The following is a 19,414-nucleotide window of genomic DNA, read 5'->3' as shown; positions in this document are numbered from 1 at the left end:
GGCCGGAGTGGGGAGCCCGGCGCGTCAGGGAATCAACGGATCGTCAACGGAGTCAGCGGATCTCGGCGAGGTCGAAGACGTTGCCTTCCGGATCGGCGAGGGTGACCCAGTGCGCGCCGTACTCGTCGTACTCACCGACCCGCTTGGCGCCCAGCCCGACGATCCGGTCCACCTCGGCGGCCCAGTCGGCGGTCGCGAGGTCGAGGTGCAGCCGGTTCTTGCCGGCCCGCTCCTCCGGCACCTGGATGAACATCAGCGCCGGCCCGTCGCCCGCCTTGTTCACGGTGGCGAAGAACTCGTTGCCGTCAGCATCGACCTGCTGAGACAGCACCTGGGCCCAGAAGCCGGCCAGTGCGGCGGCGTCGGCGCAGTCGAAGGTGACGTGCTCGAGGGTGATGGGCATGGGGAATCAACCTTTCAGAGTGGGGATCCGCTGGATCGGCCAGCAGATCTCGGTACGGAAGTCGTCGGGGCCGGCGTTGTCGCCCGGGCCCACGACGTACAGCTCGCGGATCGGCCCAGGCGCGATCTCGCAGTACTCCGCGACGTGGCTGCCGAGTGCGCCATAGGTGCGGTCGAAGTCGGTGAACGGCCCTTCGTGCACGGTCACCGCGAAGAACGAGGCCGGCAGGTCGATCAGCCCGACCCGCTCGATCGCCGGGGAGTCCGGCGCCACCGGCAGGAACCCGACCACCTCGCCGACATCCTCGGTGAAGAACTCGTCGCTGTACGTCGCTCCCGCGGTGGCCGTGATCCCGTGCGTGCCGGCGATTTCGCCGAGCAGGCCGAAGGTGGTCTCGCACCACTGGTCGATCCGCGTTCTCTCCACCCGCGCGGACATCGAGTACGCGCGGAAGGCGGGCACGAACCGGTACTCGACGGTGAAGTCCGAGATCGGCAGGGTGAGCATTGACCGGAGCGAGGCGACCACCTCGCGGGTGCGAACGAGTTCCTGCTCCATCTGGTCCAGGTGCTGCCGCAGCGCCTGGTCCCGGGACGCGACGTCCGGCGCCTCGACCACCGAGCGGACCTGGGCCAGCGGCATCTGCAGATCCCGGAGCCGGCGGATCAGCTGCGCGGTCGGGACCTGGGTGGTCTCGTACCGCCGATACCCGGAGGACGGGTCGATCCGGGCCGGCGCGAGCAGGCCGATCTCGTGATAGTGGTGCAGCGTTTTCACGCTCAGATGCGTGAGCCGGGAGAACTCACCGATGGTCACCGACGCGGTCATGACCAAAGCTTCCACCCTCCGGCGACCGGAGGGTCAAACCCCACCCGAAAAGATCCCGCGAGCCCGGAGCACGAACACCCGCGCCCAGCCGCCGTTCGCCGTACCAGGGGTAGAAACGGATCGACCGCCACCGGGGGCGCGGTGACGGTCGATCCGGAGGTGTCCCCGTGCGGACACCCGGTCAGTGGGTGGTCAGGCGTTCCACTTCTGGTTCGCAGCTCCCGTGCAGGACCAGATCTGCAGCGGTGTGCCGTTTGCGGAGTTGTTGCCGGTGACATCGAGACACTTGTTCGCCTGCGGGTTCACCAGATCCCATCCACTCGTATAGGTCCATTGCTGGGCAGCGCTGCCGTTGCACGAATACAGCTGTACCTTGGCGCCGTCGGCGGTCGAACCAGCGCTGACGTCGAGGCACTTGCCGAGCGCGCGGACCGTGCCGTCACCGGGCCGGGTCCACTGCTGGGCCGCAGTACCGTTGCAGTCGTACAGGTCGACCACGGTGCCGTCGGCGGTGTTCGCTCCGGCGACGTCGACGCACTTGCCGGCCAGACCGGTGATCTGGCCCCCGCCGCCTCCGCCGCCACCGCTCTGGGTGCCGGACCAGGTGAAGGTCGCCGAGGTCTTGGTGGGCAGCGTGTAGACGAAGGACTGGTTGCCCCAGTTCACCCGCACCGACTGCGAACCACCGGTGGTGTTGTAGGCGATCAGCGCCTTCGACCCGTCCGGGTTCTTCCAGGCCACGTTCTTCACCGAGTTGTTCGCGTCGGACTGGATCCGCGCCGCACCCGGCTTCACGAACTTGGTCAGGTGTCCCATCGTGTAATACTCGACGGTCTTGTCGACCTGTCCGGCCCGGGCCCCACCGCGCTGGATGGTGACGAGGCCGGTGCACACGTTGCACCCGGCACCGACGTACGGAAGCATGTTCTGGTCCTGGCCGAGGCTCCACTTGACCCAGGACTTGCTCCAGTTCCGGGTGTAGTCGATCAGGTTGTTCATGTCCTCAGTCTGCTGGTTCGCGATCCAGGTGCCGCCGGAGTGCTCGGTCATGTAGTGGTTCACGGCCGGGTACTGGTTGTGCACCGTCGTCTGCAGGTTCACGTCACCGCCGTACCCGTGCCAGGCGATACCGCCGAACAGCGGGTCGTTGCGCAGCCCGGCATCCGCCAGCGGGACAGCGCCGAGGTCGTTGTAGTTGCCCCAGTTGTAGTCGAGGATCAGCACCTTCGTGGTGATGCCGGCCGCCCGGAACGCCGGGATCAGGTGGTTCTTGGTGAAGTTCAGCAGCCCGGCGCCGTTCCAGTTCATCGACGCGTAGCCAGTGTCATCGGTACCGCAGCAGGTCGGCTCGTTCTGCACCGACACGTAGTCGATCTTCAGTCCCTGCGCCGCGTTCTGCTGGACGTACTTCACGAAGTACTGCGCGTAGAGCGGGTAGTACTCCGCCTTGAGCCAGCCGCGGTTGGTGAACTTGTTGTTGTCCTTCATCCAGGCCGGCGCGCTCCACGGCGCGCCCTTGACCTTGAGCGCCGGATTCAACTGCTTCGCCTGCTTGGTCAGCGGGACCACGTCCGCCAGGTCATGGTTGATGCTGAAGTCGTTCAGGTCGCAGCAGGTGTCGTCGTAGGAGTAGTTGAACCGGGCCAGGTCCGAGGCGCCCATCGGGTTGCGGGTGAAGGCCAGGCCGATGCCGTTCACCGGGTCGAACAGGTCCTTCATCACCTGGTCGCGGGTCGCCGCGGTGATCGTGTTGCTGCTGTTCAGCAGCCAGGCGGCGCTGTCGGTGAAGGACGCGCCACCACCCTCGAACGTCTGGTACGTCGTGTTCTCGTTGACGTTGACGGTCTGGTTCGCGCTGCCACCGGCCGGGCCGAAGTTGACCGGCGTCTGCTGCTGCAGCCCGCGCGTCACGTTCCGGCCGCCGGCGTCGTTCGTGGTGGTCAGCCAGACGTTCACCTGCTCACCCGCGGCGTGCGCGGGCTGCGAGGTGCCGATGCTCAGACCGGTCGCGGTCACGCACAGGGTGGCGAGCCCTGCCAGGGCAGGAAGAAGGCGTCGGCGGCGAGTACCGCGGTATGAGGTCCCGTTCGGGGGCATAGCGGAATCTCCCTTTTGCTCAAGGGCTTTCACAGGGCGGATGGGACCCCCGGGTGTCGGCGTCTGCCCGCGCCGCAACAGGTGGTCACCATGAGGTAACCATCGGTACAGGGCGGTGTCAACGCCACGGCGAGACTTTTTTCACGACTTATATTTATGCCTGGTCTTGACGTGGGAGCGTTCTCACACCAAGCTGCGTCCCAGCGATTCCCTGTCTCGTTCCAGTCCCGCCCCCGCCCCCACGGCCGGACTATCGACCGTCCGGCCGAACGAGAAATGAGGCACGCATGAGGTTCCAGCGTCCCCGATTCCGAACCACAGCCCTGCTCGCGGCCGGCGCCGCACTGCTCGGCACCGCTCTGCTCCAATCCTCCGCCACCGCCGGTACCACGGCCCTCGGTACTACGGCCGCCAAATCCGCTCCCGCGGGTGTTCCGATGGCCGCCGCGGCGGTGGGTCCGACCATCTGGGAGGACAACTTCGACGGCCCGTCCGGCCAGGCGCCCGACTCCAGCAAGTGGCGCTACGACATCGGTGGCTCCGGTTGGGGCAACGACGAGCGGCAGTACTACACCAACAGCACCCGCAACGCCGCCAAGGACGGCGCCGGAAACCTGGTGATCACGGCGCGCCAGGAGAGCGGCGGCTTCACCTGCCACTACGGCCCCTGCCAGTACACGTCGGCCCGGTTGCTCACCGCCCAGACCTTCACCCAGACGTACGGACGCTTCGAGGCCCGGATGAAGATCCCCGGGACCCAAGGGGTCTGGCCCGCCTTCTGGATGCTCGGCGGCGGCAACTGGCCGAACGACGGCGAGATCGACATCATGGAGAACATCGGCAGGGAGCCGAACATCGTGCACGGCACCATCCACGGCCCGGGGTACTCCGGCGCCGGCGGGATCGGCGCGGCGTACAACTCGCCCAACGGACAGCCGTTCAGGAACGGGTTCCATACCTACACGGTCGACTGGGAGCCGAACTCGATCACCTGGTACGTCGACGGAGTCCAGTACCAGCGGCGCACTCCGGCCGACCTCGGCGGCAAGACCTGGGTCTACAACCACCCGTTCTTCATGATCATGAACGTGGCGGTGGGCGGCTACTGGCCGGGCTACCCCGACGGCAGCACGCAGATGCCGCAGACGATGACGGTCGACTACGTCCGGGTCAGCAGCCTCAGCGGAGGCGGTGGTGGTGGCGGCCAGATCACGGCGCTCGGCAAGTGCATGGATGTCGCCGCGGCGAACTCGGCCGACGGCACGCCGGTCCAGCTGTACGACTGCAATGGCTCCGGCGCCCAGCAGTGGACCCGTCCGGGTGACGGCACGATCCGCGCCCTCGGCAAGTGCCTGGACGTCGCCGGAGGCGGAACCGCCGACGGCACCAAGCTCCAGATAGCCACCTGCAGTGGCAACCCCGCCCAGCAATGGACCTACACCGGCGCCCACGACCTGGTGAACCCACAGGCGAACAAGTGCCTGGACGTCCCGTCCGGCAACGCCGCCAACGGCAACCGCCTACAGATCTGGACCTGCAACGGCACCCCTGCCCAGAAGTGGACCATCTAGCCCTTCCAACACCCCAACCCGCTCGCCCTCCTCGCGGGGGTTAACCCCTGCGAGGAGGGGTTGCCCCATCAGATTCTGGTGGGGCAACCCGCCCTCTGAGGGGTTGACCCTTCAGAGGGCGGGAGGGCGGGAGGATAGTGGGTCAGGGGGTGCGGTGGCTCTCGATGAGCTTGGTGTAGGTCTTGCCGCTGGTCTTCATGACGCGCTTGCCGGTGGGGTAGTCGACGTACGCGAGGCCGAAGCGGGGCTCGTAACCGTAGGCCCACTCGAAGTTGTCCATCAGGGACCAGGCGAAGTAGCCGGCCAGCGGGGCGCCCTGCTCGACGGCGCGGACGCAGGCGGCCAGGTGGCCTTCCAGGTAGGCTGTCCGATTCGGGTCGTCGACGTTGAAGGACGCGTCGGGTGAGTCGACCCAGGCGGAGCCGTTCTCGGTGATGTAGATCTTCTCGGCGCCGTACTCCTTGGCCAGCCGGAGGATCAGCTCCTCGAGACCGGCCGGGTGGACCTCCCAGTCGAGCATCGTGTGCTCGGGGTTCGGGCCCCCGACCTGGCTGAATCCGAGCACAGGAACGGATTCGTCGGCCTTGATGAGCTGGCGGAAGTAGTAGTTCAGCCCGACGAAGTCCGTCGGCGACGCGATGATCTCCGCGTCACCCGGCTGCTCGGGGAGCTCCACGCCGTACACCTCGGTCATGTCCGCCGGGAAGCCGCGGCCGAACAGCGGGTCGAGCCACCAGCGGTTGATGTGCCCGTCGGCGATCTGCGACGCGCGGATGTCGGCGGCACTGGCGCTGGCCGGCTCGCACGGGCTGAGGTTCACTACGAGCCCGACCGACGGCGGCTCCGGCGCGGACTCGCGCAGCGCGGCGACCCCGAGACCGTGCGCCAGCATCAGGTTGTACGACGCGCGCACCGCGATCGCGGGGTCCTTGATGCCCGGTGCCATCCGCCCTTCCCAGTGGCCGATCCAGGCCGAGCACAACGGCTCGTTCAGGGTCACCCAGTCGTGGACCCGGTCGCCGAGCTTCGCGCCGACGACCCCTGCGTACTCCGCGAACCGGTACGCCGTGTCGCGGTTCTCCCAGCCGCCGAGATCCTGCAGCGCCTGCGGCAGATCCCAGTGGTACAAGGTGACGAAGGGTTTGATGCCCTCGGCAAGCAAATCGTCGACCATCCGGTCGTAGTAGTCCAGGCCGGGCGCGTTCACGGCGCCGGAGCCGGTGGGGATCACCCGCGGCCAGGCGATCGAGAAGCGGTACGCGTCCACCCCGAGCTGCTTCAGCAGGGCGAGATCCTCCGGCCAGCGGTGGTACGAGTCGCACGCGACGTCACCGGTGTCGCCGTTTTCGATCGCGCCGGGCACCCGGCAGAACGTGTCCCAGATCGACGGCAACCGGCCATCGGCGTCGATCGCGCCTTCGATCTGGTACGCCGAGGTGGCGGTACCCCAGACGAAGTCCTGCCGGAGCGGGGAGAGCTCGACCATCGGTGACCCCCATGGGGTAGAGGTAGGTTTTTTCAAAGGATAGTTGAAGTCCTGAACCCGCAGAAGCAGACGGCCGCGTTCCGGAACGAAGCGGCCGTCTTGAGCGGTGGCGTCAGCGGGCTCGGGCGACGAGACCCGGTTCGCGTGGGGTGGCGCCGCCTTCGCGGAGGAGGCGGAGTACCGGCAGGGTGGCGGCGCCCATCGCCACGGCGTCGCGGCCGAGCTCGCACAGCTCGATGGAGACCTGGGCGTACGGCTGGCGAAGCGCGTGCTTGCCGACGGCCTCGCGGAGTTGCGGGAGGTACCGCTCACCCAGCAACAGCCCGGACCAGCCGCCGAGCACGATCCGCTCCGGGTTGAAGAGGTTCACCAGGTTGGCGAAACCCGCGCCGAGGTACCCGATGGTGTCTTCGACGACCTTGGCCGCCACCTCCGACGTACCGACCGAGTCGAGCACGCCGATGAAGGCTGCCTCCTCGTCACCACCCGGTGCGGGCTGTCCGCCGTTGGCGAGCTGGAACCGCTCGAGCACGCCCTCGGCGCCGACGTACGCCTCGAGGCATCCTTCGGCGCCGCACCTGCACTTGCGACCGCCGTACACGATCGTCGTGTGACCCCACTCGCCGGCGCTGCTGCGGGTGCCGCGGTAGCTGGATCCACCGGTGACAAGGGCCGCGCCGACGCCGGAGCCGACCAGCGCCACCACGGCATCGGTCGCACCGCGGCCGGCACCGAACCACATCTCGGCCTGGCCGAGGGTGTTCGCGCCGTTGTCGACCTGGATCGGGATGTCGGTCCCGGCGGCGAGCATCGCGCCCAGCGGTACGGCATCCCAGCCGAGCGTCTGCGCGTGGACGATCGCATCAGCGGGCCCTTCGACAACACCTGCGACGGCGACACCCATGCCGAGGACCTGCCCAGGCGATATCCCGACCTCGCCGATCACCGCGTTGAGGCCTTGCAGCACGTACTTCACGGCCAACTCGGGAGCAGGCTTCGCCGTTTCGATCGGGTAGACCGCGGTCGCGAGCACCTTCATCGCAAGGTCGAAAAGCTCAACCCGGACGCGGGTCTCCCCCACCTCCGCACCGACGACATACCCGAAGGTCGGGGCGACGCGCAGCAGCACGCGCGGCCGGCCGCCGTCGGACTCGACCGACCCGGCCTCCTCGACGACACCCTCGTCCAGCAGTTCGCCGACCAGGTTGCTCACGCTCGCGGCGCTCAATGAGGTCTGGTGGCCCAGCTCGTAGCGGCTGAGCGGGCCGTCGCGGTAGATGCTGGTCAGGATCACGGAGCGGTTGGACCGGCGCATGTCGCGCACAGTGGTCCGACGTACATCCATCTCGTGTGACCCCGCCCTTGAAAGTGCCGCCGACAGCTCGTGCGGACCGCTGAAATCGATCCCGCATCCCGAAGTCCATCATGCACCAGGACCGGACCGGAAGGGCTGGAGCACACCCGCGCGGCGGACTTCCTACAAATCGTGAACTTAGGTCTGTTTCGTTATCTCGCCGTGATTGACGTGACCTGACTCACTCCGCTTCACTCTACGGAACCGCTTCCGAAACCGGTTCCGAACCTCCCGTTCACACACCGGCAACAGAAGTCCCGCCCACGCCCCGACCGCCCGAGGGGAGCTGAAGTGTCGATCACCATCGCCGACGTCGCGGCCCGAGCCGGCGTCAGTAAGACCACCGTCTCGCGCGTCCTCAACGGCAAGGGCGAGCTCGACCTGCGCACCGCCGAGCGGGTCCGCCAGGTGATCGCGGAGCTCGGCTACGTGCCCAGCGCCCGCGCCGTCGGCCTGGCTCGTGGCCGGACGCGGATCGTCGGGATGCTGGTCCCCTCGCTCACCTGGCCCTGGATGGGCGAGGTGCTGCAAGGCGCGGTGGACGTGGTCGAGTCCGAGGGCTACGGCCTGCTGCTGTTCACCTGCAACCGGGGTGAGGAATCCATGCAGCAGTTCGCCTCCCAGGTCTCGGCCCAGTCCTTCGACGGCCTGCTGGTGATCGAGCCGGAAGGCACGCTCGCCTACATCGAACAACTGCACTCCCGCGGCTTGCCCGTCGTACTGATCGACGACCGGGCCAAGCAGCCCCTGTTCCCGTCCGTCGCCACCACCAACCGCGCCGGCGGCGCGGCCGCAGCCCAGCATCTGCTGGAGCTCGGCCGGCACCGGCCGCTGGCGATCACCGGCGTGGGCTGGTTCGGCTGCACCCACGAACGCCTGGACGGTTTCCGCGACACCTATTCGGCGGCCGGCATCGAGCTGGACCCACGGCTCGTCTTCGAAGGCGACTTCACCCACGACTGCGGCCGCCGAGGCGTCCAGCAGGCACTCGACGCAGGCCTGAAGTTCGACTCGATCTTCGCGCACAACGACCTGTCCGCCGGCGGCGCCATCCAGGCCGTCCGCGAGACCGGCCGGAACGTGCCGAACGACGTGTCGGTGGTCGGCTTCGACGACATCCCCTACGCCCAGCACACCGAACCGCCGTTGACCACGGTGCATCAGCCGATGCGCCAGATGGGTCAGGCCGCGGCCCGGATGCTGATGGGCTACTTCGGGGGCCAGCCGCTGCCCGAGGAGCCCAGAGTGCTGCCCACGACGCTGATCGTCCGCAGCTCGACCGCCCCCGCGCCCGCCCGCCCAGCCCAGCACACCTAGGACCCCGGCGGCGGGGTAGCTGCCCCTGCCCCGCCGCTCGGACCAAAGACACCGATACCGATCTGTTAGCGCCGTCGATATTCCCATGAGAGCGCTTTCACGGCACCATGCGAAGGCCCCCCAGGCTCCACCCGACAGTCATCCGACAGTCATCCGACAGTCACCGCCAACCAGTTGGACGAAACACAGGAGGAACGATGCGAGCTCGACGCTCAGTCGCGCTAGCCCTCACGGGCCTGCTCGCGGCAGTCACACTTGCTGCCTGCAGCAACGGGGATGGAAACAACGAAACCGCCGGCTCCGCCAGCACCACCACGGTGCTGAACGTGGGCATGCCAAACGGCCCGCAGACGGAGAACCACAACCCGTTCCTCAACTCGTCGTCGGGCGCGTCGCTGGGCTACCGCTGGATGATCTACGAACCGCTGGTGATGATCAACGGCATCAAGCCCGCCGAGGCCGGCAAGCCGTGGCTGGCCACCGAGTGGAAGTGGGCCGACAACTTCACCAAGCTCTCGCTCACCATCCGCGACGGCGTCAAGTTCTCCGACGGTACGCCGATGACCGCCGACGACGTCGCGTACTCGTTCCAGCTCCGCAAGGACAACGAGGGCCTGAACGGTGACGCGATCCCCTACGGCACCATCACCGCGTCCGGCAACAAGGTGGACCTGACCTTCACCCGGTCGCAGTTCGTGAACCAGAACAAGGTGCTCACCGTCTTCGTGGTGCCGAAGGCCCAGTGGTCCACGCTCAAGGACCCGACCCAGGACACCATCAAGAACCCGATCGGCACCGGGCCGTACAAGCTGAAGTCGTTCACCCCGCAGACCACCACGCTGGAGGTCCGCGACTCGTATTGGCAGGAGCTCCCGAAGGTCAAGGAGCTGCGGTACACGTCGTACAACGACAACAACGCGCAGACCACCGCGCTGGCCAACGGCGCCTCGGAGTGGAGCTTCGTCTTCGTCCCGAACGTCAAGGCCGTGTACCAGGACAAGGACCCGGCGCACCACAAGCTCTGGTTCCCGGCGAACCTCGGTATCCACGGTCTGTGGATCAACACCACCAAGAAGCCCTTCGACAACCCCGCTCTGCGGCGTGCGATGGACAAGGTGATCAACCGCGACGACATCTTCATGCAGGGTGAGGCCGGCTACTTCTACCCGAAGGTCGAGTCCGTCACCGGTATCCCGACCCCGGCCGGTGAGTCCTTCATCGCCCCGGAGTTCAAAGAGAAGAAGCACTCGGTGGACGTGGACGGGGCCAAGGCCGAGCTCGCCTCCGCCGGCTTCAAGCTCGAGGGCGACGTGCTGAAGGACCCGTCCGGCAAGCCGGTCACGATCACGCTGACCGACCCGGCCGGCTGGTCCGACTACGTCACCGACCTCGAGATCATCAAGGACAACCTGTCCACGATCGGGATCAAGGCCACCGTCGACAAGGCGAACCAGGACGCCTGGTTCAAGGCCATCGACGAGGGCAACTTCGACGCCGCGATGCACTGGACCAACGGTGGCTCGACGCCGTACGACATCTACCAGAACATCATGGACGGCAAGATCCTGAAGCCCGTCGGCACCGGCAAGGTCAGCGGCAACTACGGCCGGTTCAGCAACGCCGAGGCGACGAAGGCGCTGGACGAGTACGCCAACGCCACCGACGACTCGGCTCGCACCACCGCGCTGAACACGCTGCAGAAGATCATGGTCGACCAGATGCCCGTCATCCCGACCTCGGCGTCCAACGTCGGCGGCCTCTACAGCACCAAGAACTGGGAAGGCTGGCCGGACGAGCAGAACCAGTACGCTCCGGCCCAGCCGACGCAGCAGAACGCACTCCAGATCGTCCTGAACCTGAAGCCCGCAGGCGCCTAAAGGTCAATCGCGGCCGGGACCCCTCCACCTGGGGGTCCCGGCCGCGGTGCCGCGATCAAGCTAGGAGTTCCGAACGTCATGACGGCGACCCAGACAGACCCGGTGACCACCGGGGACGTGGTACTCGAGGCCGAGGGCCTCACCAAACACTTCCCCGTACGGCGGGGCCTGCGCGACCTGTTCACCAAGGAGCGCAAAGCGGTGCACGCGGTGGACGACATCCGGCTGACGCTCCGCCGGGGCCGGGTCACCGCGCTCGTCGGCGAGTCCGGCTCGGGCAAGTCCACCGTCGCGCGGTTGCTGGCGCAGCTGTACCCCCGCACCGACGGCGACATCCGGCTGCACGGCAAGTCGGTCACCGTGCACGGCGGCCGCAAGTTCCGCGCGTACTGCCGCCAGGTGCAGATGATCTTCCAGGACCCGTTCGCCTCGCTGAACCCGGTCCACACGGTGCGCTACCACCTGACCCGGTCGCTCAAGATCCACGGCCGCGCGGGCAAGACGTCCGCCGAGCTGGAACAGAACCTCAACGACCTGCTGTTGCGCGTGCAGCTCACCCCGCCCGAGCGCTACCTGGACAAGTTCCCGCACGAACTGTCCGGCGGCCAGCGCCAGCGGGTGTCGATCGCCCGCGCGCTCGGCGCCGACCCCGAGGCGCTGCTGGCCGACGAGCCGGTATCGATGCTGGACGTGTCGATCCGCCTCGGCGTGCTGAACCTGCTGCGGGACCTGAAGGAACGGCTCAACCTCGCCATCCTCTACATCACCCACGACATCGCGTCCGCGCGCTACTTCGCCGACGAGACGATGGTGATGTACGCCGGCCGGATGGTCGAGGGCGGCGACTCCGAGACGGTCACGCAGAACCCCGCCCACCCGTACACCCGGCTGCTGATCGAGAGCGCGCCCGATCCCGACCGCTTGGACCGCGTCGGGGATCCGAAGAACGCACCCGAGGACGAGGCTGGTGGTGAGCCGCCGAGCCTGATAGCGCCGCCGACCGGCTGCCGGTTCCACCCGCGCTGCGTGCACGCGATGCCGAAGTGCTCCACCGACCTGCCACCACGCTTCGAGCTCCCGGTGGTCGACTCCGGTACCGCGCACTGGGCGGCCTGCTGGCTCTACGAGGAAGGAGCGGCGAAGTGAAGTTCCTGCTGCAGCGGATCGTGTTCTACCTGTTCACCGCGTGGGCCGCGATCACGATCAACTTCTTCATCCCGCGGATGATCCCGGGTGACCCGGTCACCTCGCTGATCAACAAGTTCCAGGGCCAGATGAGCACCGAGGCGATCAACTCGCTCTACGTGCTCTTCGGCCTGGACGAGAACGCCAGCCTGTGGAGCCAGTACGTCGACTACTGGGGTCAGATCTTCCACGGCGACCTCGGGTTGTCGTTCACCTTCTTCCCCACGCCGGTCTCGGAGATCCTCAAGCAGAGCCTGCCGTGGACGATCGCGCTGGTCGGCATCACCACCTTCGCCAGCTTCATGATCGGTACGTCGCTCGGCGTGCTGGCCGGCTGGCGGCGTGGTTCCTGGCTGGACGGGTTGTTGCCAGTGACAACGTTCCTGTCGTCCATCCCGTACTTCTGGCTCGGGCTGCTCGCCATCACCCTGTTCGCCGGCCCCGACAGCTTCTTCCCGTCCTCGGGCGGTTACGAGCCCGGGCTGGTGCCGTCCTGGGACCGCGAGTTCATCGCCAGCGCGATCCAGCACAGCCTGCTGCCGGCGATCACCATCCTGATCTCCTCGGTCAGCGGCTGGATCCTCAGCATGCGGAACATGATGGTCACGGTGGCATCAGAGGACTACATCACCGTCGCGCACGCCAAGGGCCTGAGCGAGCGCCGGGTGATGGTCAGCTACGCGGCCCGCAACGCGCTGCTGCCGAACGTGTCCGGCTTCGCTCTGTCGCTCGGCTTCATCGTCGGCGGCACCCTGCTGGTCGAGATCGTCTTCTCCTACCCCGGCATCGGCTACAACCTCTTCCAGGCCGTCGGATCCAAGGACTACCCGCTGATGCAGGGCGTCTTCCTGGTCATCACGATGTCGGTCCTGATGGCCAACCTGGTGGCGGATGTCGCGTATCTGCTGCTCGATCCCCGCACTCGCAAGGAGGGCTGACCGATGTCCGCACCAGCCACCACCATCGTCGCGGCCACGCCCGAGGGCCAGGTCGACGCGGCCGCCGCGGCCAAGCGCCGGCGGCTGCGGTTCGTCGCCAACCCGAAGGCCGCGACCGGCCTCGTAGTACTCGGCTTCTTCTGCCTGATCGCGATCATCGGCCCGTGGATCGCGCCGTTCGACCCGTCCGCCCGCAGCAGCGACCTGATCCAGGGGCCGTCGGGCAAGCACTGGTTCGGCACCACCCACCTGGGCCAGGACGTCTTCAGCCAGGTCCTGGTCGGCACCCGCGGGGTGATGTTCGTCGGCCTGCTGGCCGGCGTGATCGCGACCGCGCTGTCGGTCCTGATCGGGGTCAGCTCCGGCTTCCTCGGCGGTGCTGCCGACGAAAGTCTGTCAGCGCTGTCGAACGTCTTCCTGGTGATCCCGGCGCTGCCCCTGATCATCATCGTGGCCTCCACCATCCCCGGCGCCGGTGACCTGATGGTTGCCCTCGTCATCGGCCTGACGTCGTGGGCCTGGGGAGCACGAATCCTGCGAGCCCAGACGCTGTCGCTGCGACGGCGGGACTATGTCGAGGCGGCTCGGGCCACCGGTGAGAGCACCTGGCGGATCATCACCGTCGAGATCCTGCCGAACCTGACCGCGATCATCGCGTCGGGCTTCGTCGGCACGGTGATCTTCGCGGTGATGTCCGAGATCACCCTGGCCTTCATCGGGATCTCGACCATCTCCGAGTGGAACTGGGGCACCATCCTCTTCTGGGCGCAGAGCCAGCAGGCCCTCGCCCAGGGAGCCTGGTGGTGGTTCGTCCCGGCCGGGCTGGCGATCGCGTTCCTCGGCACCGCGCTGTCACTGATCAACTTCGGCATCGACGAGTTCGTCAGCCCGCGGCTGCGCAGCAACGGGCACACCAAGGTGAAGACCACGGACGGCCACACCGTCAAGATGCGGGTCGGCTTCACCCCGGTGCTGAACACCGCCGGCAAGGACGCCCCGGTGACCCCGGTCGTGCGCAAGGCCTCCGAGAAAGCGAAGGGTGCCGCCTGATGCAGACTTCAACTCGAGTCAAGGCTCCTGTCCTGGAGATCAAGAACTTCAACGTGGACTACGGCCTCGGCGACGAGGCGGTCCAGGCGGTCCGTGACGTCACCCTGACCCTGCACCGCGGTGAGGTGCTCGGGCTGGCCGGCGAGTCCGGCAGCGGCAAGTCGACCCTCGCGTACGGCGTCACCCGGCTGCTCCCGCCGCCCGGCGTGATCAGCGGAGGAAGCGTCGTCTACCATCCGCCGACCGGCGATTCGTACGACGTGATGGGGCTGACCAACGCCGAACTGCGCGCGTTCCGCTGGGCCGAGACCTCGATCGTGTTCCAGGGGGCGATGAACTCGCTGAACCCGGTACACAAGGTCTCCACCCAGATGCTCGACGTGATCCGCGCGCACGAGCCGCAACTGAGCCAGGAGGCGCGGGTCGCCCGGGCCAAGGAGATGCTCAAGCTGGTCGGTATCTCGGCGGACCGGATGGACGCCTACCCGCACCAACTGTCCGGCGGTATGCGCCAGCGGGTGATGATCGGGATGGCGCTCGTGCTCGAGCCGCAGGTCGTGATCATGGACGAGCCGACCACGGCGCTCGACGTGGTGATGCAGCGCCAGATCCTGGCCCAGCTGGTCGAACTGCGCGAGCGGCTCGGATTCTCGGTGCTGTTCATCACCCACGACCTGTCACTGCTCGTCGAGTTCTCCGACCGGATCGCGATCATGTACGGCGGTCGCATCGTCGAGGAGGCCCGGTCGGCGGACCTCTACAAGGACTCCCTGCACCCGTACAGCGAGGGGCTGCTCAAGTCCTTCCCCGCCCTGCGTGGCCCGCGCCGGGACCTGTCCGGGATCCCCGGGTCGCCGCCCGACCTGCGCGGCATGCCCAGCGGCTGCGCCTTCCATCCTCGCTGCCCCCATGCTTTCGACCGCTGCTCCACGGAGATTCCCGTCCTCGGTGTTCCCGAGGCCAGGAACGACCCGGACCGCTCGGTGGCCTGCTGGCTGCCCGGTCGCGTCCCGGTCGCCTGACCCTCGTTCTCGCCTCCCCGCCCCTCTGTAGCACCGTCCCGAAGGGAGCCAGTACGGCGTACGCCCACCGGCGCGCGCCGTACGTTCACCATGAACACAACAGCTGTCCCCACCACTTCAACTGTCGCGTTCACCGCACCGACGGCCGAGCAGGAGCTGATCGCCGGCCTGCCGTCGGACTTCCGCTGGGGCGTCGCCACCTCCGCCTACCAGATCGAGGGAGCCGTCGACGTGGACGGCCGGACGCCGTCGATCTGGGACACGTTCTGCCGGGTCCCCGGCGCGATCGACAACGGCGACACCGGAGACATCGCCTGCGAGCACTACACCCGGATGCCTGAGGACGTTGCCCTGATCAAGGACCTCGGCATGGACACGTACCGGTTCTCGGTGTCCTGGCCGCGGGTCCAGCCGCACGGCAAGGGCCTGGCCAACCCGGCCGGCCTCGCCTTCTACGACCGGCTGGTCGATGAACTCCTTGCCCAGGGCATCGACCCGTGGGTGACGCTCTACCACTGGGACCTGCCGCAGGAGCTCGAGGACGCCGGTGGTTGGCCGGCGCGCGACACGGCGTACCGGTTCGCTGACTACTCGATGCTGGTGTTCGACGCACTGAGCGATCGGGTGAACACCTGGACCACGCTGAACGAGCCGTGGTGCTCGGCGATGCTCGGTTACGCGTACGGCGCGCACGCCCCCGGGCGGAAGGAGTACCCCGCGGCCGTGGCGGCGGTACACCACCTGCTGCTCGGGCACGGCCTGGCCACCGAGCGGATGCGCGAGGCGGCTCCGCGCGCGATCGACATCGGGATCACCCTGAACGCGGCGACGGCGTACCCGGCCAGCGACGCCCAGCCCGACCTCGAGGCAGCGCGGCGCGCGGATGGGATGGGCGCACGGCTCTACCTGGACCCGCTGGTGCACGGGCGCTACCCGGCCGACGTGATCGCCGACCTGGCGGCCGAAGGTGTGGAGATCCCTGTGCAGGGAGGGGATCTGGCGACGATCTCCGCGCCGATCGACGTACTCGGGGTCAACTACTACTTCAGCCAGAAGTTCACCGGGTTCGACGAGAACGGCCGCACGGTCGGTGACGACGGGCTCCCGATCAGCCGGACCGTGCCACTCGACAAGCCGCGCACGGCGATGGACTGGGAGATCGTTCCGGAAGGCTTCACCGACCTGCTGGTCCGGATCAGCCGCGACTACCCCGGCCTCCCGATGGTCGTCACCGAGAACGGCGCCGCCTTCGACGACATCCCCGACGCGGCTGGCTATGTGGTCGACGATGGGCGCACGGCCTACTTCTCCTCCCACCTCGCCGCAGTAGCGGCCGCGATCAACCAAGGTGCCGACATCCGCGGCTACCTCGCCTGGTCTCTCCTCGACAACTTCGAATGGGCCTACGGCTACGAGAAGCGCTTCGGCATCGTCCGAGTCGACTACGAAACCCAAGCCCGTATCCCCAAGCAGAGCGCCCTCTACCTAAGAGACGTAGCCCAACAACACCGCAACCGCTAGTCGGCTTGTTCGGCTGCCTGTGGCTCGTGTCCGGGCCTGCTGGCGGGCTGTTCGGCTGCCTGTGGCTCGTGTCCGGGCCCGCTGGCGGGCTGTTCGGCTGCCTGTGGCTCGTGTCCGGGTCCGCTGGCGGGCTGTTCGGCTGCCTGTGGCTCGTGTCCGGGCCCGCTGGCGGGCTGTTCGGCTGCCTGTGGCTCGTGTCCGGGTCCGCTGGCGGGTTGGTCGTCGGCTGGCGGCTTGTTCGGCGCCAGTGGCCGAACAACCCGTCATCGGGACGCCGATCGCCGGCCTGGACCCGGCGGCGTGTGGTGGTGGGGAACGCGGACACCTTGTTGGGGCTGTGGCCGCCGGTGGCGGTGTTGTTGTGGGGACCTGGGACACCTTGTGAGGGGCTGGGACACCTGGTGGGGACGGGGGACAGGTCGTGTGGTGTCCGAGGTCCCGGCTTGGTGTCCGAGGCCCCACCTTGTGCACCAGCTGAGTGTCCGGGGCGCCGGGATCTGCTCGGGTGGTGCACAAAGTGCCGGTCTCGGGGTTCGACTGGCCGCTCCCGCCAAGGCAACTGCCCGAACGATCGGGCGCAGGAACTTCTCGGGCCTTGTCGCCACACCTCTGAGCGGCTCCGGGATACTGCCGTTGCCCACGCGGAGCCCGCTCCCATCCACCCGTGACGCGGGCTCCTGCGTGAGGTGTGGGGTCCTTGAACACCAAACGGAGACCGTGAACAAGCTATTTCGTGTCCGACGTCCCGCTTAGGTGTTCAAGCCCCCACCTTGTGCACCCCTCTCGACTTCCTGGCTGCCAGGCTCGTCGACCACCACCTGCACACCGTGGTGGTCCCGATCCCGCTCGGCCGAGGCGTACGCCGCTGGGACGGGCTGGAGGGCCCCGAGAAGGACTACCAGGTCGAGGCCACCTCCTCGCCCAGTGGAGTCACGCACGTGACGTTCAGCCATGCGGGTGCCTGAAAACCGCCGACGGCATCACGGGTGGATGTTGTGGGTTCGGTGGAAGACGTTGGTGGGGTCGTACTGGCGTTTGACGGTGGTGAGTCGGGTGAGGTCGGGGGTGGAGTAGACGCGGCGGAGGGCATCGGTGCCGTCCTCCGCCAGGGTGTTGACGTAGGTGCCGCTGGCAAATGGTTCGAGGCCGGCGGCGTAGCGGCGGGTGGTCTCGATCCTGGTTTCGTCCTCGGTCGGGTCCGTCCAGCCGGCCGAGGTGGTGAACTCGACCAGTGCGTCGCGGTGGCTGTACGCCGATGCTCCGGGCGGGACGTCCGCGATCGCGCCGAGGTTCATGGCCAGCCGGGCGCCTACTTCGTTGCCCGGAGCAAGGAAGGCGTCGATCGCGGCGTCGGGGAGTTCGCGCAGGTAGTGGCCCTTGCAGTAACGGCGGATGGCGTGCTGCTCGATCTCGTCGTCGCCCATCTGCAGGTCCAGGTAGCTGAGTTCACTGACCTGCTGGGCGACCGGCCGGCCGATTCCGGAGTACGTCGCCAGCAGCTGCCTGCCCTCGTCCGGGTCTCCCACCCAGACGAAGCCGATGCTTGCCATCCGGCGTCCGCCGAACTCTTCCCAGGAGCCGACCCGCGCCATCGGCGTCGCGCGGCGCGGAGTGTCCGGGAGCAGGTCGCGCCAGCCGCGGAGGACCGCCTGCGCCTCTTCCATTTCGTAGTACAGGTCCGCGACGAGAGCCTGAGTACCGACCGGGTGCAGCCGGAACTCGAACTCGGTCACGACCCCGAAGTTCCCGCCTCCACCGCGCAGCGCCCAGAACAGGTCCGGGTGCCCGTTCGCGTCGACCCGCAGTACGTCGCCGTCGGCGGTCACGAGCTGGTACGCGGCGACGTTGTCGCAGGTCAGACCGTGCAACCGGGCCAGCCAGCCGGTCCCGCCGCCGAGGGTCAGCCCGCCGACTCCGGTGTGGGACACGTTGCCGGCCGTCGTCGCCAGTCCGTACCGCTGGGCCGCGAGGTCGAGCGCGCCGAGCAGGGCGCCTCCTCCGACCCAGGCCCGGCGGCTGCCTGGGTCGACCCGGACCGTCGACAATCCCGCCAGGTCGATCAGCAGACCGTCGTCGACGACCGGAAGACCGAGGATGTTGTGACCGCCTCCGCGGACGCCGATCTCCAGCCCGGCCTCTCGCCCGTACCGGAGGGCCGCGACCACGTCGGCTGTGCTCTCGCACCGCGCGATCATCGCGGGCCGCCGGTCGACAACCGCGTTCCAGACGGCCCGGAGGGCGTCGTACCCCTCGTCCTCCGGGCGTACCAGCGCGCCTTCGAAGCCGCGCATCATGAGCTCGGTCATCTCAGCTCGCCACCCGGAGCCGAGACCCGACCAGCTGCCGGATCGCTGCCCGACGGAACCAGGCGATCACCGCGGCCAGGAGCAGGAAGGCGAGCGCGATCACCGGGGAGTATCCGAGGACGAACACGTTGGTGATCACGGCGCCGGTCATGAGTGCCGCCAGGCCGAGCCCGGCCAGACCGCACAGTCGCGGGATCAGCAGGCCGAGTGCCCCGGCGACCTCGAGCGCGCCGACCAGGAACCGTAGCCACTGGCCGGCTCCGATCTCGGTGAACATGTCGACCATCAGCTGGTTGCCGGACAGTTTCATGAGCCCGGCGCTCGCGAACTGGAACGCCAGGAAGAACTGCAGGAGCCACAGAACGGTCGTCCCGGGCCGTACCTTCCACGTCCTTGCCGTCGTACCGATGCTGCTCATCGCAACCTCCTCAGTAGGTTCAGTACGACGACGATCCGCCC

Annotated in this window: 16 protein-coding genes; 9 read left to right on the top strand and 7 right to left on the bottom strand. The window is 67.8% G+C overall.

The window, feature by feature from the left end; all coding sequences use genetic code 11:
• Positions 1–52: 52 nt before the first annotated feature.
• The 3 genes from EV648_RS13855 to EV648_RS13845 form a co-directional block, all read right to left on the bottom strand.
• On the bottom strand, positions 53–403 hold the full coding sequence (locus EV648_RS13855) for a VOC family protein (protein WP_132290140.1): 351 nt from the start codon (positions 401–403) through the stop codon (positions 53–55).
• Between the two features lie 6 nt (positions 404–409).
• Complete coding sequence (locus EV648_RS13850) at positions 410–1,231, bottom strand: MerR family transcriptional regulator (protein WP_132290137.1); 822 nt, start codon at positions 1,229–1,231, stop codon at positions 410–412.
• A gap of 192 nt (positions 1,232–1,423) precedes the next feature.
• Positions 1,424–3,328 (bottom strand): ricin-type beta-trefoil lectin domain protein, encoded by a 1,905-nt coding sequence (locus EV648_RS13845; protein ID WP_132290134.1) that lies wholly within the window; start codon positions 3,326–3,328, stop codon positions 1,424–1,426.
• A gap of 287 nt (positions 3,329–3,615) precedes the next feature.
• Here EV648_RS13845 and EV648_RS13840 point away from each other — a divergent pair, with 287 nt between their 5' ends.
• The gene (locus EV648_RS13840) at positions 3,616–4,899 is read left to right on the top strand and encodes a glycoside hydrolase family 16 protein (RefSeq protein WP_132290131.1); all 1,284 of its coding nucleotides are present in this window, start codon (positions 3,616–3,618) and stop codon (positions 4,897–4,899) included.
• Positions 4,900–5,041: 142 nt separating this feature from the next.
• Here EV648_RS13840 and EV648_RS13835 read toward each other — a convergent pair whose 3' ends face one another.
• Complete coding sequence (locus EV648_RS13835) at positions 5,042–6,385, bottom strand: GH1 family beta-glucosidase (protein WP_132290128.1); 1,344 nt, start codon at positions 6,383–6,385, stop codon at positions 5,042–5,044.
• Between the two features lie 112 nt (positions 6,386–6,497).
• Entirely contained in the window at positions 6,498–7,730 is a 1,233-nt protein-coding gene (locus EV648_RS13830; RefSeq protein WP_132290125.1) for an ROK family protein, read from the bottom strand.
• Positions 7,731–8,030: 300 nt separating this feature from the next.
• On the opposite strand from EV648_RS13830, the gene EV648_RS13825 reads away from it, so the two are divergent.
• From EV648_RS13825 to EV648_RS13790, 8 genes are all read left to right on the top strand, one after another.
• Positions 8,031–9,056: a LacI family DNA-binding transcriptional regulator gene (locus EV648_RS13825; RefSeq protein ID WP_132290122.1), complete on the top strand. Its 1,026-nt coding sequence runs from the start codon at positions 8,031–8,033 to the stop codon at positions 9,054–9,056.
• Between the two features lie 197 nt (positions 9,057–9,253).
• Positions 9,254–10,933 (top strand): ABC transporter substrate-binding protein, encoded by a 1,680-nt coding sequence (locus tag EV648_RS13820; protein WP_132290119.1) that lies wholly within the window; start codon positions 9,254–9,256, stop codon positions 10,931–10,933.
• 78 nt (positions 10,934–11,011) lie between these two features.
• Positions 11,012–12,079 (top strand): ABC transporter ATP-binding protein, encoded by a 1,068-nt coding sequence (locus tag EV648_RS13815; RefSeq protein WP_132290116.1) that lies wholly within the window; start codon positions 11,012–11,014, stop codon positions 12,077–12,079.
• Positions 12,076–13,056 (top strand): ABC transporter permease, encoded by a 981-nt coding sequence (locus tag EV648_RS13810; protein WP_132290113.1) that lies wholly within the window; start codon positions 12,076–12,078, stop codon positions 13,054–13,056. Before EV648_RS13815 ends, EV648_RS13810 begins: the two co-directional genes overlap by 4 nt.
• 3 nt (positions 13,057–13,059) lie before the next feature.
• Positions 13,060–14,106, top strand: coding sequence for an ABC transporter permease (locus EV648_RS13805; RefSeq protein ID WP_132290110.1), 1,047 nt, complete (start codon positions 13,060–13,062; stop codon positions 14,104–14,106).
• Entirely contained in the window at positions 14,106–15,128 is a 1,023-nt protein-coding gene (locus EV648_RS13800; RefSeq protein WP_132290107.1) for an ABC transporter ATP-binding protein, read from the top strand. The genes EV648_RS13805 and EV648_RS13800 overlap by 1 nt, the downstream gene beginning before the upstream one ends.
• 90 nt (positions 15,129–15,218) lie before the next feature.
• Positions 15,219–16,649 carry a GH1 family beta-glucosidase gene (locus EV648_RS13795; protein WP_132290104.1) on the top strand — a complete coding sequence of 477 codons (1,431 nt, stop codon included), beginning with the start codon at positions 15,219–15,221 and terminating at the stop codon, positions 16,647–16,649.
• Between the two features lie 770 nt (positions 16,650–17,419).
• On the top strand, positions 17,420–17,614 hold the full coding sequence (locus EV648_RS13790) for a hypothetical protein (protein ID WP_199234588.1): 195 nt from the start codon (positions 17,420–17,422) through the stop codon (positions 17,612–17,614).
• Between the two features lie 15 nt (positions 17,615–17,629).
• Here EV648_RS13790 and EV648_RS13785 read toward each other — a convergent pair whose 3' ends face one another.
• Both EV648_RS13785 and EV648_RS13780 read right to left on the bottom strand, forming a co-directional pair.
• The gene (locus EV648_RS13785; RefSeq protein ID WP_132290101.1) at positions 17,630–18,955 is read right to left on the bottom strand and encodes an FAD-binding oxidoreductase; all 1,326 of its coding nucleotides are present in this window, start codon (positions 18,953–18,955) and stop codon (positions 17,630–17,632) included.
• A gap of 1 nt (position 18,956) precedes the next feature.
• Entirely contained in the window at positions 18,957–19,373 is a 417-nt protein-coding gene (locus tag EV648_RS13780) for a DoxX family protein (protein WP_132290098.1), read from the bottom strand.
• Between the last annotated feature and the right edge of the window lie 41 nt (positions 19,374–19,414).

Source organism: Kribbella sp. VKM Ac-2568, assembly GCF_004345365.1.
GTDB classification, from domain to species: Bacteria; Actinomycetota; Actinomycetes; order Propionibacteriales; family Kribbellaceae; genus Kribbella; species Kribbella orskensis.
Note: the sequence above shows the minus strand (reverse complement) of the source record. Positions and strands in the feature narration are given on the sequence as shown.

Coding starts and splice junctions, on each gene's coding strand:
- EV648_RS13855 (WP_132290140.1), bottom strand. CDS start 403: ATGCCCATCACCCTCGAGCACGTCACCTTCGACTGCGCCGACGCCGCC.
- EV648_RS13850 (WP_132290137.1), bottom strand. CDS start 1,231: ATGACCGCGTCGGTGACCATCGGTGAGTTCTCCCGGCTCACGCATCTG.
- EV648_RS13845 (WP_132290134.1), bottom strand. CDS start 3,328: ATGCCCCCGAACGGGACCTCATACCGCGGTACTCGCCGCCGACGCCTT.
- EV648_RS13840 (WP_132290131.1), top strand. CDS start 3,616: ATGAGGTTCCAGCGTCCCCGATTCCGAACCACAGCCCTGCTCGCGGCC.
- EV648_RS13835 (WP_132290128.1), bottom strand. CDS start 6,385: ATGGTCGAGCTCTCCCCGCTCCGGCAGGACTTCGTCTGGGGTACCGCC.
- EV648_RS13830 (WP_132290125.1), bottom strand. CDS start 7,730: ATGGATGTACGTCGGACCACTGTGCGCGACATGCGCCGGTCCAACCGC.
- EV648_RS13820 (WP_132290119.1), top strand. CDS start 9,254: ATGCGAGCTCGACGCTCAGTCGCGCTAGCCCTCACGGGCCTGCTCGCG.
- EV648_RS13815 (WP_132290116.1), top strand. CDS start 11,012: ATGACGGCGACCCAGACAGACCCGGTGACCACCGGGGACGTGGTACTC.
- EV648_RS13805 (WP_132290110.1), top strand. CDS start 13,060: ATGTCCGCACCAGCCACCACCATCGTCGCGGCCACGCCCGAGGGCCAG.
- EV648_RS13800 (WP_132290107.1), top strand. CDS start 14,106: ATGCAGACTTCAACTCGAGTCAAGGCTCCTGTCCTGGAGATCAAGAAC.
- EV648_RS13795 (WP_132290104.1), top strand. CDS start 15,219: ATGAACACAACAGCTGTCCCCACCACTTCAACTGTCGCGTTCACCGCA.
- EV648_RS13785 (WP_132290101.1), bottom strand. CDS start 18,955: ATGACCGAGCTCATGATGCGCGGCTTCGAAGGCGCGCTGGTACGCCCG.
- EV648_RS13780 (WP_132290098.1), bottom strand. CDS start 19,373: ATGAGCAGCATCGGTACGACGGCAAGGACGTGGAAGGTACGGCCCGGG.